Annotated in this window: 14 protein-coding genes; 4 read left to right on the forward strand and 10 right to left on the reverse strand. The window is 56.5% G+C overall.

What is annotated here, in order from left to right:
- Nucleotides 1-38: 38 nt before the first annotated feature.
- The 3 genes from msrA to ACR0BZ_RS13825 form a co-directional block, all read right to left on the reverse strand.
- Complete coding sequence (gene msrA / locus ACR0BZ_RS13815; RefSeq protein WP_480920496.1) at nt 39-551, reverse strand: peptide-methionine (S)-S-oxide reductase MsrA; 513 nt, start codon at nt 549-551, stop codon at nt 39-41.
- Complete coding sequence (gene msrB / locus ACR0BZ_RS13820) at nt 548-997, reverse strand: peptide-methionine (R)-S-oxide reductase MsrB (RefSeq protein WP_209506998.1); 450 nt, start codon at nt 995-997, stop codon at nt 548-550. Before msrB ends, msrA begins: the two co-directional genes overlap by 4 nt.
- Before the next feature lie 125 nt (nt 998-1,122).
- The gene (locus ACR0BZ_RS13825) at nt 1,123-2,007 is read right to left on the reverse strand and encodes a DMT family transporter (RefSeq protein WP_480920497.1); all 885 of its coding nucleotides are present in this window, start codon (nt 2,005-2,007) and stop codon (nt 1,123-1,125) included.
- Nucleotides 2,008-2,189: 182 nt separating this feature from the next.
- Here ACR0BZ_RS13825 and ACR0BZ_RS13830 point away from each other — a divergent pair, with 182 nt between their 5' ends.
- A complete protein-coding gene (locus tag ACR0BZ_RS13830; protein ID WP_480920503.1) occupies nt 2,190-3,386 on the forward strand; it encodes a BCCT family transporter in 1,197 nt (398 codons plus the stop codon).
- An 80-nt stretch (nt 3,387-3,466) separates the two neighbouring features.
- Here the strand turns inward: ACR0BZ_RS13830 and ACR0BZ_RS13835 are convergent, their stop codons facing one another.
- The 5 genes from ACR0BZ_RS13835 to ACR0BZ_RS13855 form a co-directional block, all read right to left on the reverse strand.
- A complete protein-coding gene (locus ACR0BZ_RS13835; protein WP_480474614.1) occupies nt 3,467-3,940 on the reverse strand; it encodes a GNAT family N-acetyltransferase in 474 nt (157 codons plus the stop codon).
- A 204-nt stretch (nt 3,941-4,144) separates the two neighbouring features.
- Nucleotides 4,145-4,432 (reverse strand): HU family DNA-binding protein, encoded by a 288-nt coding sequence (locus tag ACR0BZ_RS13840; RefSeq protein ID WP_117871130.1) that lies wholly within the window; start codon nt 4,430-4,432, stop codon nt 4,145-4,147.
- A gap of 130 nt (nt 4,433-4,562) precedes the next feature.
- Nucleotides 4,563-6,026 (reverse strand): AMP nucleosidase, encoded by a 1,464-nt coding sequence (locus ACR0BZ_RS13845; RefSeq protein ID WP_480920498.1) that lies wholly within the window; start codon nt 6,024-6,026, stop codon nt 4,563-4,565.
- Complete coding sequence (gene ade / locus ACR0BZ_RS13850) at nt 6,023-7,825, reverse strand: adenine deaminase (RefSeq protein WP_480920499.1); 1,803 nt, start codon at nt 7,823-7,825, stop codon at nt 6,023-6,025. The genes ACR0BZ_RS13845 and ade overlap by 4 nt, the downstream gene beginning before the upstream one ends.
- A gap of 140 nt (nt 7,826-7,965) precedes the next feature.
- Nucleotides 7,966-8,835 (reverse strand): LysR family transcriptional regulator, encoded by an 870-nt coding sequence (locus tag ACR0BZ_RS13855; RefSeq protein ID WP_480920500.1) that lies wholly within the window; start codon nt 8,833-8,835, stop codon nt 7,966-7,968.
- Between the two features lie 114 nt (nt 8,836-8,949).
- Here ACR0BZ_RS13855 and ACR0BZ_RS13860 point away from each other — a divergent pair, with 114 nt between their 5' ends.
- The gene (locus ACR0BZ_RS13860) at nt 8,950-9,705 is read left to right on the forward strand and encodes a class II aldolase and adducin N-terminal domain-containing protein (RefSeq protein WP_480487096.1); all 756 of its coding nucleotides are present in this window, start codon (nt 8,950-8,952) and stop codon (nt 9,703-9,705) included.
- Nucleotides 9,706-9,726: 21 nt separating this feature from the next.
- Nucleotides 9,727-10,716, forward strand: coding sequence for a sterol desaturase family protein (locus tag ACR0BZ_RS13865; RefSeq protein WP_480547266.1), 990 nt, complete (start codon nt 9,727-9,729; stop codon nt 10,714-10,716).
- A 22-nt stretch (nt 10,717-10,738) separates the two neighbouring features.
- On the opposite strand, the gene ACR0BZ_RS13870 is transcribed toward ACR0BZ_RS13865, so the two are convergent.
- The gene (locus tag ACR0BZ_RS13870; RefSeq protein WP_480487107.1) at nt 10,739-11,371 is read right to left on the reverse strand and encodes a class I SAM-dependent DNA methyltransferase; all 633 of its coding nucleotides are present in this window, start codon (nt 11,369-11,371) and stop codon (nt 10,739-10,741) included.
- An 87-nt stretch (nt 11,372-11,458) separates the two neighbouring features.
- Here ACR0BZ_RS13870 and ACR0BZ_RS13875 point away from each other — a divergent pair, with 87 nt between their 5' ends.
- Nucleotides 11,459-12,304, forward strand: a complete 846-nt coding sequence (locus tag ACR0BZ_RS13875) for an SDR family oxidoreductase (RefSeq protein ID WP_480484604.1) — start codon at nt 11,459-11,461, stop codon at nt 12,302-12,304.
- A 5-nt stretch (nt 12,305-12,309) separates the two neighbouring features.
- Here ACR0BZ_RS13875 and ACR0BZ_RS13880 read toward each other — a convergent pair whose 3' ends face one another.
- A complete protein-coding gene (locus tag ACR0BZ_RS13880) occupies nt 12,310-13,929 on the reverse strand; it encodes a GMC family oxidoreductase (RefSeq protein WP_480920501.1) in 1,620 nt (539 codons plus the stop codon).
- Nucleotides 13,930-14,386 lie beyond the last annotated feature (457 nt).

The following is a 14,386-nucleotide window of genomic DNA, read 5'->3' on the forward strand; positions in this document are numbered from 1 at the left end:
CCCTCTGACTTGTTCAGAGGGGCCGGGCAGGTGGTGCATTATTTTGCGGCGCTGGCGCGTTTGGGAAGAACCCAGTCCTGGCGTGGGAAGTGGCAGGTATATCCGTTCGGGATGCGCTCAAGATAATCCTGGTGCTCGGGTTCGGCCTCCCAGAAATCGCCGACGGGTTCGACTTCGGTTACGACTTTTCCCGGCCACAAGCCGCTGGCATTCACGTCTGCGATAGTATCCAGGGCGGTTGCTCTTTGGGCTTCGTCGACGTGGTAAATCGCTGAACGATAGCTCATTCCTCGGTCGTTGCCCTGCCGATTGACAGTGGTCGGGTCGTGAATCTGGAAGAAAAATTCCAGCAGGTCGCGGTAACTGATCAGCGATGGGTCAAACCAGATTTCGATCCCTTCGGCGTGGGTGCCGTGGTTGCGATAGGTGGCGTTGGGCACATCGCCTCCGGTGTAGCCCACCCGGGTCCGCAAGACGCCTGGCCGCCTGCGGATCAGGTCCTGCATACCCCAAAAACAGCCTCCGGCCAGTACAGCACGTTGTTCAGTCATTGGATTTCCTCCACGTGGATCAGGAATTCGGCGTAACCTTCAGCCTCCATCTCATCCCGATGGATGAACCTGAGCGAGGCCGAGTTAATGCAATACCGCAGGCCGCCATGTTCTCGCGGGCCGTCGGGGAAGACATGCCCCAGATGGCTGTCGCCGTGTTTCGATCGAACCTCGGTCCGGATCATACCATGTGTCGTGTCGCGAAACTCTTCCACATGCTCATGGATGATCGGCTTGGTAAAGCTGGGCCAGCCACATCCGGATTCGTATTTGTGGGTCGAAGCAAACAGCGGTTCGCCTGACACGATGTCCACGTAGATACCCGGTTCCTTGTTCTCCAAATACTTGCCTGTCCCCGGTCGTTCGGTGCCGTTGCGTTGGGTGACGTGAAATTCTTCGGGCGAAAGTGCCGCAATAACCGTGGGGTCTTTGGTGTAACGTGTCATGGATCCTCCGGCTGATTTGACGGTTGTGCCATTATCTGGGGGCTGCCGACTAGAAAGCAAAGCGATATTTCAAACAGCTCTCACAGACGTGCGGTCGGTCTGACGCAAACAGATAGGCCCTTGTGTTAGGCCGAAGTCGTTTTGCCGGCAGGTTGGCGTGACAGTTGAACAGCAAGAATACCCAGTGTCGTGACTGTAACGCCAATTGCATCCATCGCGCCCAGTTTCTCGCCCAGCAATATGGCCGCTATCGTGACACCGAATACCGGGTTCAAAAAGTGGAACGTGGCTGCGCGGATCGCGCCGATGCGATCCAGAAGAAGGAACCAGATCAGCGTGGCTAGCAGCCCAGGAAACAGGGTTGTGTAAGTGAACGCCAAGGCCAGTGGCAGCGTCGGGTGGATGAAAATGGTCTCAAAGATCGGCGCGGCCACGAACAACATGGCTGAGCCTACAAGCATCTGTAGACCCACGACCATCATGAAGTTACCGCCCGAAGTCGCGCCGCGAACCGCGAGGGTGGCAAAGGTCAGCGCCAAAGCTCCGATGCCGCATAGCGCGACGCCGAAAATGTCGACACCAGCACTGATCCGGCCGCTCATGATCAGGGCGACGCCAGTGAATCCGGCAAACAATCCCAAAATCCCGAGAGGGCGCAGTTTCTCGCCAAAAATCAGCCACCCTGCCAGCGCCACCAGCAAGGGCATTGTGGACGCGATAATCGCCGCGACCGAGGCTTCAACCGTCTGCATCGCGTAAAAATTCAGACCCAAATAAAGGGCATTTTGGCAAGTTCCGAACAGGATCGTTGCCCGCCATTGGTTCCGGGTCAGGTGCCAACTTTGCCCCATCGCCCGGGCAATCAGAACCCCCAGACCCCCTGAGATCAAAAACCGCAGAGCCAACGAAAACAAAGGAGAGGCGTCTGCCACGATGATCCGCGCCGAGGTAAAGGCAGACGACCAGATCAGGGCAAAAGTAAGCCCCATGGCTATGGCGCGCAGATCCATGGAGACCCCCTGTCACTTTGCGCGGACTGTCCCCGATTTTCCGATGGGTCGCAAGCGCTGCGCGTCAAAAAAGACACATCCGTGATGCAACGAAAGTCACAAGGATGTTTTTATTGATTGACTGAACAATTAAAGTTATCGGCTCCGGGATCTGACATATCAAGGGAGGGTTGTCGGTGCTTCTGGAGTACATTCTATCTTTTGGCGTTCTGCTGGCGTTGGGCCTAGTCGCGTTCTTCGTAGTGAAGTGGTGGAACCTGCGCTGCGTTGGCGTTACACCTGTCCACCTTTTCACGTTCATCGCGATCCTGTTTACGTCCGGTCTGGATGTTGGCCTGATCATGTTCCCGCTGACAGAATTTGGTGGCTATGCCGAAGATCCGGCCTATGCCTTTGCCAATCCACTGGCGATCGAGTTCGGTTTCTGGGGATTTCTGATCTGGGCGTTTTACTTCCTGACAGCCTTCTATTTCTGCGTGATCGAACCGCGCGTGAACTTCTTTGAGATTCCGCTGGTCAAGCTGATCAACAACGTCGTCATCATCGGCACCTGCGCCTTTACCGCCAGCCTGTTCCTGATCTACCTGCCTGGCTATCTGCCAGAGGTCGGAGATGGAGAATCTGTCGTTACCACCTTCTACGTCATCGTGTTTGTGGTCATTCTGGCGGCGGCATACTCGTCGACCGATTTGAAATATGTGCGCATCCTGTCGGTCGGTTCGACCTTTCTGTTCCTTGCACTGATTCTGGGTATGTGGGCGGCAGCTGGCATGGGAATGACCGGGTTTATCGAAACCGGCAGTAACATTGGTGCCTATTTCATCAATGTGCACAAATTTGTCCTGCCGCTGACCGATTATCATGCCTTCTACTTGTTCTGGTGGTTTGCGTGGTCAATCATGATTGGCCAGTTTACTTCGCGCTTTGTGGGCGGTTTGAAGACCTGGCAGCTGCTGGCGGCGTTGTTGATCTTCCCGTCGATCCCGCTGGGGATTTGGTTCACCGTTCTCTACTACTATCACCTGAACGGCATCAGCACCGCAGGCATCACCAATATCGCGATGGTAATCGTGGGCGTGACGTTTGTGATCAACTCGCTGGACTCGCTGATTAGGCTCTATACGGACAACCTGAACATGACCGCCGAGCGGTTTGGCAAGGCGACCTATGTCGCTGGCAACGTCGCGCTGCTGTTTGTGCTGACGCTGCTGTTCCAGAGTCAGTGGTTGCAAATCCAGTGGATCGGAGCCGTCGTAGTCGGTCTCTACCTGGCTTGCGTGGTCTACATCCTGGTCACCAAGCGCAAAGAGGTGATGAGTATCGACGCCATGCCGGAAGATCGCGATCTGGACTTCCACAAGGTTGAGACGATTCACTGATTGTTTCTAACCTACCAAAACAAAAGCGGGCCTCGACATCGAGGCCCGCAGCCGTGTTTTGGCGCTGCCCGGTTCGCGCCTCATTCCGTGTCGAGACGATATTTGAGGAAGCTGTGGCCAGAGTAGTCTACTTGCCCAACAAAATACGCGCCGAGTTTAGTCATTGCGCGCAGTTTCGTGCGTGAAGGCGGCAGCAAGAATGTCACGAACGGAATACGATTGTCCTGCTTTGCGAATGCGATGGCCTGACGCGCTATTTTGGCACCCAGTCCAAATGCACTGGGCTTAAGGACCAGCCCGAAATCCCACTCTTCACCTTCTTTTTGAAAACCACCCCATCCTACATATTGCCCGCGGTGCAGAATTGCCCAATGACCTAGGCCGTCCCGCGCCCAACACGACTCTTTCGCGTGAATGAAACCGGCGACTGTTTCCTCATCCCAATCCTGCGTCAGGAGAGGCATGTGTTCGGCAAGAATTGGATTTCTCATATGCGCCAGTATCTCAGGTGCTGAGACGAGGGGCAGTCGCGTGAAGGTTATATCCTGTTCCATAGAACTGGGATTTAGCGGGCCAAGCAGGAAATCAAAGGGTTGTCCGTAAAAAACGTTCCAAGAACATCCAGTGTTGGATTGTAGCCTTTAGTTACAGCCTGATGCCTTATCACATAATTGCGCGGGCCGTAGGATGTAAAGTTTAGACACAAAAAAAGGGGCCGCGTAACCGCCACCCCTTTACATGGTTCCAAGCGCTTGAGATCAGCCGTTCACGCTGTCTTTCAGTGCTTTCGCGATGGTCATTTTCACAACCTTGTCGGCTTCTTTGGTGAAGGTTTCACCGGTTGCCGGGTTGCGGACCTGACGCTCGGGGCGTTCGCGGCAGTAGATTTTGCCGACACCGGGCAGGGTCACTGCACCACCTGCGGAAACTTCGCGCGTGATCAGGCCGGTGATGGCCTCAAGCGCAGAGTTCGCGGATTTCTTATCGGTTCCCATTTCCTCAGCGAGAGCAGCAACCAGCTGAGTCTTTGTCATAGGTTTTGCCATTTCTTGGTCTCCTTAACGTGCCCGATCTATAGGGCCTCACCGCGTAACTGTAACGGGATATTGTGGCCAAACACAACGAATAGTAGCGCAGAAACCCCTAAAAATATGGGGAAAACGTTGCTTTTTTGCGTCAGAGGAAGGCAGTTTCGTCGAAGGAACGCAATTTCCGGCTGTGCAGACGCTCCAACGGCATGCCGCGCAGGTGCTCCATAGCGCGTATCCCGATCATCAAATGACGCCCGACCTGAGTGGTATAAAAGGAAGACGCCATGCCCGGTAGTTTCAGTTCGCCGTGCAGGGGCTTGTCCGACACGCACAGCAAAGTGCCGTAAGGAACGCGAAAGCGATAGCCGTTCGCGGCGATTGTGGCGCTTTCCATATCCAGCGCGATGGCCCGCGACTGGCTGAGGCGCTGAACCGGTCCGGATTGATCGCGCAGTTCCCAGTTGCGATTGTCGACCGATGCAACTGTTCCCGTCCGCATGATCCGCTTCAGTTCATACCCTTCCAGCTCGGTCACCTCGGCCACGGCGCGTTCCAGCGCGACCTGAACCTCGGCCAGGGGCGGGATGGGCACCCAGACTGGCAGGTCATCATCCAGAACCTTGTCATCACGTAGATATGCATGGGCCAGAACGAAATCGCCCAATGCCTGCGTGTTGCGCAACCCGGCGCAATGGCCAACCATCAACCACGCGTGTGGGCGCAGAACCGCGATATGGTCGGTTGCTGTTTTCGCATTCGACGGGCCGACACCGATGTTCACCAAAGTAAGACCCGAACCGTCTTCACGCTTCAGATGATAGGTTGGCATTTGCGGCAGTTTCAGCGGCTGCTCGATTTCTGCGTCTGGCTCCGTGATCTCGACATTCCCGGTCGAGACAAAACTGGTGTACCCGCTGCTGGGATCAGCCAACTGTTCGCGGGCGTAGTTTTCGAATTCCGAGACATAGAACTGATAGTTCGTGAACAGAACGTGATTCTGAAAATGCCGGGCATCTGTCGCTGTGTAATGTGCCAGCCGCGCAAGTGAATAATCGACCCGCTGGGCAGTAAACAACGACAAAGGTCCGACGGCGTCTTCATTTTCATGCACACCGTTGACGATGTCGTCATTCGTGGTGGTCAGATCCGGCACGTCAAACACGTCACGCAGGGTGAAAGCAGCCGCACCCTGATGCGGCACAACCAGATCTGACGTATTTGCCACGGCAAAATGCACCGGAATCGGTGTGTCCGACGCTGCAATCGTCACCGGTTGGTCATGATTCTTGATCAACAGGGCAATCTGCTGGGTCAGGTAGGATCGGAACAAATCCGGGCGCGTCACGGTTGTAGCGTGAACGCCGGGCTCTGACACATGCCCAAAACTCAGGCGGCTGTCGACTTGTGCATAGGTCGATGTCTTTATGCGAATCTCTGGGTAATAGGCTCTGTATCTGGCAGTTGGCGCACCACCTTGCAGTACCTTCGAGAAGCTGTCGCACAGAAATTCCGTTGCTTGAGTGTAAAGCTCCTCCAGTCGCGCTACTGCGGCTGCGGGATCGGTGAACTGTTCTGGCGAAAGGGCTTCAGGTGTCAGGAGTGTCGTCATGCCAAGGGTTCCAGAAGATCAATTTTTTCGAATGTGCGCACGTCAACCAGCCCGAGATCAGAGATCCTGAGTTCCGGTATGACGACCAACGCCAGTAGCGAATGTTGCATATACGCGTTGTTCAGATTGCAGCCACATTCCTGCATAGCCTGAACCATCCTGTCCGCCTTGGCCGCAACTTCAGCGGCCGGGCTGTCGGACATCAGACCGGCAATGGGAAGTTCGACCATCGCCAGTTCCTGGCTGTCCCGGAAGATCGTGATGCCGCCACCCACTTCGGCCAGTCGATTCGCGGCCAGCGCCATCTGTTCACGGTCCGTGCCGACGACGATCATGTGGTGACTGTCATGCGCCACGGTCGAGGCCATGGCCATTTTTCCCTGATATCCAAACCCCGAGACAAAGGCGTTGGTGACGCCCCCTGTCGCCCGGTGTCGTTCGACCAGTGATATCTGGCATACGTCACCCTCACCTTCAACAAGCCCGCCGATTATCGGCAATTCGGCTTTCAGGGCTTTAGTGGGGGCCTGGTTTTCTACCACGCCAATGACGTTGGCCCTTACCTTGTTTGCACCCTTCGGCGCCGCGATCTCAAAATCGGACGCGGCCAGTTCCTGCTTCAGATGAACGGTGCGACGAGCCTTGTCGGGCCAGTTCAGGTGGGGGCAATCAACCTTGATCACCCCGTTTTCCGCAACAACCTTCCCGCGCGCTATGACCAGTTCGACCGGCAATTCGGTCAGGTCAGAGCTGAGGATGATGTCTGCCCGTCGTCCCGGCGTGACCGATCCGATCTCGCGTTCCAGACCGAAATGCGTGGCGGTGTTGATCGTCGCCATCTGCACGGCCACAAGCGGGTCACAGCCGCAGGCAATCGCGTGGCGCACGACGCGGTTCATATGCCCATCATTGACCAGCGTGGCAGAGTGGCAGTCATCCGTGCACAGGATGAAATTGCGCGCATCCAGACCTTTTTCGGTGACCGCGGTAATCTGGCTTTCAATGTCATACCAGGCCGAACCCAACCGCATCATCGACCGCATTCCCTGACGGACCCGTGCGATGGCATCCGCTTCGCAGGTGCCTTCGTGGTCATCGGCAGGTCCACCAGCCACATAAGCCGCGAAATCAGGCCCTAAATCAGGGGATGCGTAATGTCCGCCGACGACCTTGCCTGCCCGCTGCGTGGCCGCAATCTCGGCCAGCATTTTGGGATCTCCATGAATCACGCCGGGGAAGTTCATCATTTCCCCCAAGCCGATGATCCCGGGCCAATTCATCGCCTCGGCCACGTCTTCGGGGGTGATTTCATAGCCTGTCGTCTCTAACCCCGGTGCAGAGGGCGCGCAGGACGGCATCTGAGTGAAGATGTTGACCGGCTGCATCATTGCTTCGTCATGCATCATGCGCACACCGTCCAGCCCCAACACATTGGCGATCTCGTGCGGGTCGGTGAACATACTGGTTGTGCCATGGGGGATAACTGCGCGGGCAAACTCGGCAGGGGTCAGCATCCCCGATTCGATGTGCATATGCGCGTCGCATAAGCCGGGCAGGATAAAGCGGCCTTGCGCGTCGACAACCTGTGTCTCTGGTCCGGTACAATGCGAGGCGTCGGGACCGACAAATGCAATACGGCCTGCAGCGATTGCAACTGAATGGTTCGGCAGCAGTTCGCGGCTGTGCACATTTACCCAAGTCCCACCCTTTATTACCATATCTGCTGCCTCACGTCCGGCAGCAACTGCGATCAATCGGGGGGCGACATCGGGCCAAGTTGGGAAGGGTGTGTTTTCCATGGCTCAACTTTCACGAATGCGCGCGCGGGCGCAACCCCGGTTCTTTACTACTGCCGACGGATCACAATTCTGCAAATCTGCCCGACTCAGTCATCGAAAGCTGACATAGGTGCCGACAGCGCGCAGGAACCCGTCCGGGTTTACGTTTCGGACCCGAATTCTCGTCGTATCCAGTTCGCAAAGGTAACCGCTCCGGACGTGTCCTCGGCCTGAGGGGAGAGCAGCAGATAATACGCCTCGGGCATCGGGGCGCGATGCTCAAATGGTGCGACTAGTCGTCCCTGATCGATCAAATGACCTGCGATGGTGTCATGGGCCAGGCACAGGCCACCTCCGGCCATCGCAGCTGACAAACAAACCAGATAGGTTGTCGCGTAGGTAATAGGCGGATTCTGCCAATTCAGAGCCTGATCTTCAGCCCACGTCGCCCAGTTGGTCAACAGGTTGGAACAGTCGAACAGAGGTTTTTCCTGAAGGTCTTGCAGGCACACCTGATACCCCGGAACACAGACGGGATAGTAATATTCAGAGCGCAGCATCTCTGTCCGGGTTGTATCTGAGGGTCGAAGGGAATACCGGATCTCGACTGCCGCGCCTTCAGCCATCTCGCGCGGTTCCCACAACTCGGTGAAGATGTTCAGCTGAACATCCGGGTGTTCAGCCTGAAATAGTGGCAGACGTGGGGCCAGCCAGTTCACGGCGAAACTGATGTTGCACTGCACCTGGACCGCATTCTGTTGCGCGCCAGTTACCGCCTGAGTGCCCCGTATCAGTGTCCGAAACGCCTCGCGCACCACCGGCAAATAGGTGATTCCGGCCTCTGTCAGCTCAAGCGCCTTCGGGCGTCGCAGGAACAGTGGCTGACCCAGATGACCTTCCAGCGATTTGATCTGCTGACTGACCGCACTTTGCGTCATGTTCAGATCCCGCGCCGCACCGGTGAATGACAGATGGCGGGCTGCGGCTTCGAATGTGCGCAGCCAGCCAAGCGGGGGAAGCCTGTTTTGCATCGACATAACTCCGGCATAAGTTTAGCTAATGGGATAGTTGCGTTTTTTTCGTTGGTCAAATTGCCGGACCAAATGCAGGCTTTGGTCATTCGCAGATACCAAAGGACGCGTCACATGAGTCTCACCAACCTTCGTCCCAACATCGATCATTGGTCAGAACGTGTGGACATGGCCGCAACCTTTCGCTGGACGGCCCGGCTGAACATGCACGAAGCCGTTGCCAACCACTTCAGTCTTGCTGTGAACGCAGACGGGACGCAGTTCCTGATGAACCCCAATCAGGCGCATTTCTCGCGTATTCGCGCGTCTGATCTGTTGCTGTTGAACGCCAACGATCCGGATGTGATGTCCCAGCCCGGCGCACCTGATCCCACGGCCTGGGGCCTGCACGGCTCGATCCATCGCCACTGCCCGCACGCGCGTTGCGTCATGCATGTGCATTCGATTTTCGCAACTGTTCTGGCGTCACTGGCCGACAGTACACTTCCGCCAATCGACCAGAACACCGCGACCTTCTACAACCGCTACGTTGTTGACGAAGAATTTGGCGGATTGGCTTTTGAAAGCGAAGGCGAGCGGTGCGCCGGGATGTTGGCTGATCCGAAGAAGAAAGTCATGATCATGGGCAACCACGGGGTTCTGATCACCGGCAGCGACCCTGCAGATACCTTTAACAGGCTCTATTATTTCGAGCGCGCTGCCGAAACATACATCCGGGCACTGCAAACAGGCCTGCCCCTGCGGGTGCTGTCGGATGAAATTGCCGAGAAAACAGCACAGGAACTGGACGACTACCCCGGTCAAGCCGAAGCGCATCTGCGAGAGATCAAGGCAATACTCGATGCAGAAGGCTCGGATTACGCAACCTGAATGCAAGACAGAGTGACCGACATGCGAGATTCCACGCAGGACCCTGAAGCTGCCCGCTGGCATTACCACCCCGACGGGCCAGTGGGTCTCAACCCGCTGTTCAGTTGGCCACCACGTCCGGCGGCCGTGCTGAAATGGTACAGCGGAGCGTGGTTGCAAATCACCGCCCTGACCCTGTGCATGACCTTGGCCGTCATCGCCTATGCGTTCTTTTTTCCTGCGTTAGAGACGATGAAAAGCTTTGCGCCCGGATGGATGTTTCGGATCTGGTTGCTGAACATGGTGCCGCAAACTCTGGTGGCAGGAAGCCTGCACTGGTGGCTGTACATGCGCAAAGGGCAGGGGATGTACAAAAAGTTTGATCGCAGGGACCTGACACGGGACAACGGAACATTCACATTCCGCAATCAGGTCTGGGATAACATCTGGTGGACGCTGGGCAGCGCCATGACGGTGGCGACCATTTACCAGTGGGTCATCTTCTGGGCGATGGCAAATGGCTGGGTTCCGACGATTACCTGGGCCAGCTCGCCGGTGTGGTTCGTGGTTTGGATGTTGTTTATTCCCATGTGGTCCGGTCTGCATTTTTACTGGGTGCACCGGCTGGAACATCATCCCAGGCTTTATAAACATGTGCACGCGGTCCATCACCGCAATGTCAATACCGGGCCATGGTCAGGGATTTCGAATCACTGGTATGAAAACATGCTGTATTTCACGACGTATTTCATCCACCTGATCGTGCCTTCCCATCCGCTGCATGTGTTGTTTCACAGCTCGTTCCAGCAGGTCAGCCCGATACTGTCCCATTCTGGGTTCGAGAAGCTAAAGGCCGGTGAGACCGAAGCCGCGCGGGCGGGCGACTTTTTTCATCAGCTCCACCACAGGTATTTCGAGTGCAACTACGGCACATCCGAAATTCCGTTCGACAAGTGGTTTGGCACCTATCACGATGGCTCAGCCGAGGCGACGACACGCACGAGGGCCTACAAAAAGCAGATGTACACTTGACGCGGCTGGTTCTGTCCGGGGACTAAACCCGCTCGAACAATGCAATGAAGGCCGTGTCATCCTTATTGGGTCCTGCGGCAAGATCGCCATAGATGCGAACCTCGGGCAGGGTCAGGTTGCGGATCTGGTCCTGTTCCAGTTCGTGCAGCTTGCCCTTGAAGCCCATCTTTTCGAAATGGCGGGCGTTTATTGACAGGGCGAACGTAGCGCCTGATCGTGCGACGCGAAGCAGCGCAGGCAACACTTCGGGACCCAGGTGGCCATGTGTGAACGTGCCAGATGACACGATGCCGGAATAGCTGTCTGGCGGAACCGGGATGCCATGGGTCAGGTCAGCCTCGATCGCGTCCCGGTAGATATCCTTGCGCATAGCCTGTTCCAGCATCTCTGAACTGATATCCGTGGCATCAATCGGGCCAACACCAAGCCCAGACAACACCGCGCCGCACAGGCCCGTTCCCGCTCCGACATCCAGAACCGGCCCCTGACCGCCCGCGCCCACAAACGCCCGCGCGGTATGGGTATGAAGCTGATAATCCTCACGCGCGGCAAAGCTGTCGTCATAGTCCCCGGCCCATTCCGCATAAAGGCGTTTGTTATCGTCCGGAGAGCTCAGCGCGTAGGCAGAATGCAGGTCTGGTTTCTTTTTGCTCATATCCACAGAAAGGCGCATCAGAAGATTCGATTCAAGTGCGTCCATGCGGCGCTTGCATCCCGATGCGCTGAAGCCCATCAACGGTGCATGACCAAGACACTCTTCTCATTTGGCCACGGCTATTCTGCGCAGGCCCTTTCCCGAATTCTTGCCCCGAAAGGCTGGCAGATTTTTGGCACCACACGAGATGGCGAAGGCACAGATGCGATACGTGCCTCTGGCGCGGACCCGCTGATCTGGCCCGGTGAGGTTCCAAATCTGGATCGGGTGACGCATTTGCTGATCTCAACGGCACCGGGCGAGGCGGGCGATCCGGTACTGGCGGCGCTGGGCGACGAGATCCGAAAACGGGCAAGTCAGTTCACTTGGGTGGGTTATTTATCGACAACGGCTGTTTATGGCGATCACCAGGGCGCCTGGGTTGACGAAGACACCCCGCCAACACCGACCGCCAAGCGTGGAAAGTGGCGCATGCTGGCTGAAGAGCAATGGGCGGCTGTGCCGGGCCTGCCTGTTCACATCTTCCGTCTGGCAGGGATTTACGGCCCGGGCCGTGGGCCGTTCTCTAAGCTCACACGCGGTGGGCTGCGGCGTATCATCAAGCCGGGGCAAGTGTTTTCGCGTATCCACGTGGATGACATTGCGCAGGTTCTGCAAGCCTCGATGACAAGGCCGAATCCGGGCAGTGTTTACAATGTCTGCGACGATGAGCCTGTCCCGCCACAGGATGTCATCGGGTATGCCGCCGAGTTGCAGGGGCTTCCTCTGCCCCCGGCGGTTTCATTTGACGAGGCCGATCTGACACCGATGGCGCGCAGTTTTTATAACGAGAACAAACGCGTCCGAAACGACCGGATCAAGGATGAGTTGGGTGTCGAATTGATCTACCCGAACTACCGGGTGGGGTTGGAGGCGCTGATGAAGGACCGGTAGGTTCTTTACTGCGCGGCTGCCTTAATCATGTCCGAGGCTTTTTCCGCGATCATTATTGTTGGCGCGTTTGTGTTTCCCGACACCAGCGTTGGCATCACCGACGCATCAACTACACGCAGCCCCTCAATCCCCCGCACCCGAAGTTCGGGATCCACAACCGCCAGATCGTCGGTACCCATCTTGCAGGTGCCGACCGGGTGATAGATCGTATCGGCGCGGGCGCGGATATGCCCCTCCCAATCGGCGTCAGATTTGGCCGTATCGGTTCCGAACATCTCTTTATGCCGATATTTGGCCAAAGCTGGCGCTTGCAGGATGTCTCGCGTCATTCGCGCGCCTTTGATCATGGTGTCCAGATCGCGTGCATCTGCAAGAAATCCCGGGTCGATGACAGGCATTGCCATTGGGTCGGCGCTGCTCAGGCCAACGGTTCCCCGGCTTTCCGGGCGAAGCTTGCAGATATGACAGCTGTACCCGTAACCGTAATGCAGTTTGCGGGCGTGATCATCGACCATTGCGATGGTGAAATGCAGCTGGATATCCGGGCGCTCCAGCTCGGGTGAGGTTTTCAGAAACGCCGCGCCTTCGGCAAACGGAGTGGCCGCCATTGACACACCGGTCTTGCGCCACTGATGGATGTGCTTCAGCAGTCGCACTGCCGCTGTTGCGCCGATCCCAAAGTTGTTCGTGTCTTTGGTCCGGTAGGTCAGAGTAAAGTCGAGGTGGTCCTGCAGGTTCCGCCCTACACCCGGTAGTTCGTTGAGAACAGCGATCCCGTGCGGTTCTAGATCAGCGCTTGCTCCAATCCCAGAGATTTGCAGCAGCTGCGGTGTTTTTAATGCTCCCGCGCACAGCAGAACTTCGCGAGTGGCGGTAACGGTGGTGTCTGCCTCTTTGCCTTTGACCCTGAAAACAACGCCAGCTGCGCGCTTACCCTGAAGTACCAGCCTTTTCGCATGGGCATGTGTAATGATCGTCAGGTTCGGACGGTTGGCAATCGGGAACAGGTAGCCCGCAGCAGCCGAGCACCGCTCTCCATTCTTTGCCGGATCATGAAACTGCGTTACCTGATACAGCCCGACACCTTCGTTATCGCCTCGGTTGAAATCATCAGTATGACGGTGTTGGAGTTGCCGCGCGGCTTCAATGAACGCGCGGGTGATCGGGCGAGGTTCCTTTTGCTGTGACACCTGTAACGGGCCCTTGTCACCATGCCAGCTGTCTGCGCCAAGCTCATTGTTCTCGGACCGTTTGAAATACGGCAATACGCTGTCCCAATCCCAACCGTCGCAGCCCTGATCGGCCCACCCATCGTAATCCTGCCGCTGACCCCGGACATAAAGCATCGCGTTGATCGCGCTCGAACCACCCAGTGCTTTGCCGCGGGGTTGATATCCCCGGCGTCCGTTCAGCCCGCGTTGCGGTATGGTTTCAAAAGCCCAGTTGTTGATTTTGGGTCGTCCCGGAAGGGCTGCCACGACAGCTGCCGGCACCCTGACAGTCAGGCCGTTTCCGTTCCCACCTGCTTCGAGCAGGCAAACGCGTGAAGCCGGGTTCTCGGTGAGGCGGTTTGCAAGAACGGATCCTGCCGAACCGCCGCCCACGATGATATAGTCGAACTCCATGCTGGCTTCCCTACTATCAGAACCATTATTGTGCCGGTCCGCTGTTCGCCATCCGAGCCAGGCTCACCTGAGACTGCGTCAATTGAGTAAAAAAACAATTGTGACCTGAAGTCAGTTTCCAAGTGTTCTTCGACATTCAGCGAAACGGTACGCCCGCGTCGATCGAGTGACTCAAGACGGATATCGATGTCGTCGTTTGCTGACGGGGTCGACGATTCCAGCCAAAGTGCAGATTTCACCCTCTTCTTCTGATGAGCCTGCACCTGAAATGGCCGATGGGAATCGCGAAATATCTGTTTAAACTATTGATTTACAACATTTAAATGAGAGAGTAGTGAGAAATGTGAAGTTTTTTCAAAATGGGGGTTGCGGGTAGGGATTCTAATCCGTAAATACCCCTTCACCGGCGCAACAGAGGTTGGCCTGACGGACTGGAAAGACGGTTGAGACGCTCAGG

The organism is Ruegeria sp. P8 (assembly GCF_056534665.1).

Bases quoted from the DNA above. Each gene is read 5' to 3' on its own strand.
- ACR0BZ_RS13855 (WP_480920500.1), bottom strand. From the start codon at position 8,835: ATGCAAAACAGGCTTCCCCCGCTTGGCTGGCTGCGCACATTCGAAGCC.
- ACR0BZ_RS13840 (WP_117871130.1), bottom strand. From the start codon at position 4,432: ATGGCAAAACCTATGACAAAGACTCAGCTGGTTGCTGCTCTCGCTGAG.
- msrB (WP_209506998.1), bottom strand. From the start codon at position 997: ATGACACGTTACACCAAAGACCCCACGGTTATTGCGGCACTTTCGCCC.
- ACR0BZ_RS13870 (WP_480487107.1), bottom strand. From the start codon at position 11,371: ATGAGCAAAAAGAAACCAGACCTGCATTCTGCCTACGCGCTGAGCTCT.
- ACR0BZ_RS13880 (WP_480920501.1), bottom strand. From the start codon at position 13,929: ATGGAGTTCGACTATATCATCGTGGGCGGCGGTTCGGCAGGATCCGTT.
- ACR0BZ_RS13875 (WP_480484604.1), top strand. From the start codon at position 11,459: ATGACCAAGACACTCTTCTCATTTGGCCACGGCTATTCTGCGCAGGCC.
- ACR0BZ_RS13845 (WP_480920498.1), bottom strand. From the start codon at position 6,026: ATGACGACACTCCTGACACCTGAAGCCCTTTCGCCAGAACAGTTCACC.
- ade (WP_480920499.1), bottom strand. From the start codon at position 7,825: ATGGAAAACACACCCTTCCCAACTTGGCCCGATGTCGCCCCCCGATTG.
- ACR0BZ_RS13860 (WP_480487096.1), top strand. From the start codon at position 8,950: ATGAGTCTCACCAACCTTCGTCCCAACATCGATCATTGGTCAGAACGT.
- ACR0BZ_RS13835 (WP_480474614.1), bottom strand. From the start codon at position 3,940: ATGGAACAGGATATAACCTTCACGCGACTGCCCCTCGTCTCAGCACCT.
- ACR0BZ_RS13825 (WP_480920497.1), bottom strand. From the start codon at position 2,007: ATGGATCTGCGCGCCATAGCCATGGGGCTTACTTTTGCCCTGATCTGG.
- msrA (WP_480920496.1), bottom strand. From the start codon at position 551: ATGACTGAACAACGTGCTGTACTGGCCGGAGGCTGTTTTTGGGGTATG.
- ACR0BZ_RS13865 (WP_480547266.1), top strand. From the start codon at position 9,727: ATGCGAGATTCCACGCAGGACCCTGAAGCTGCCCGCTGGCATTACCAC.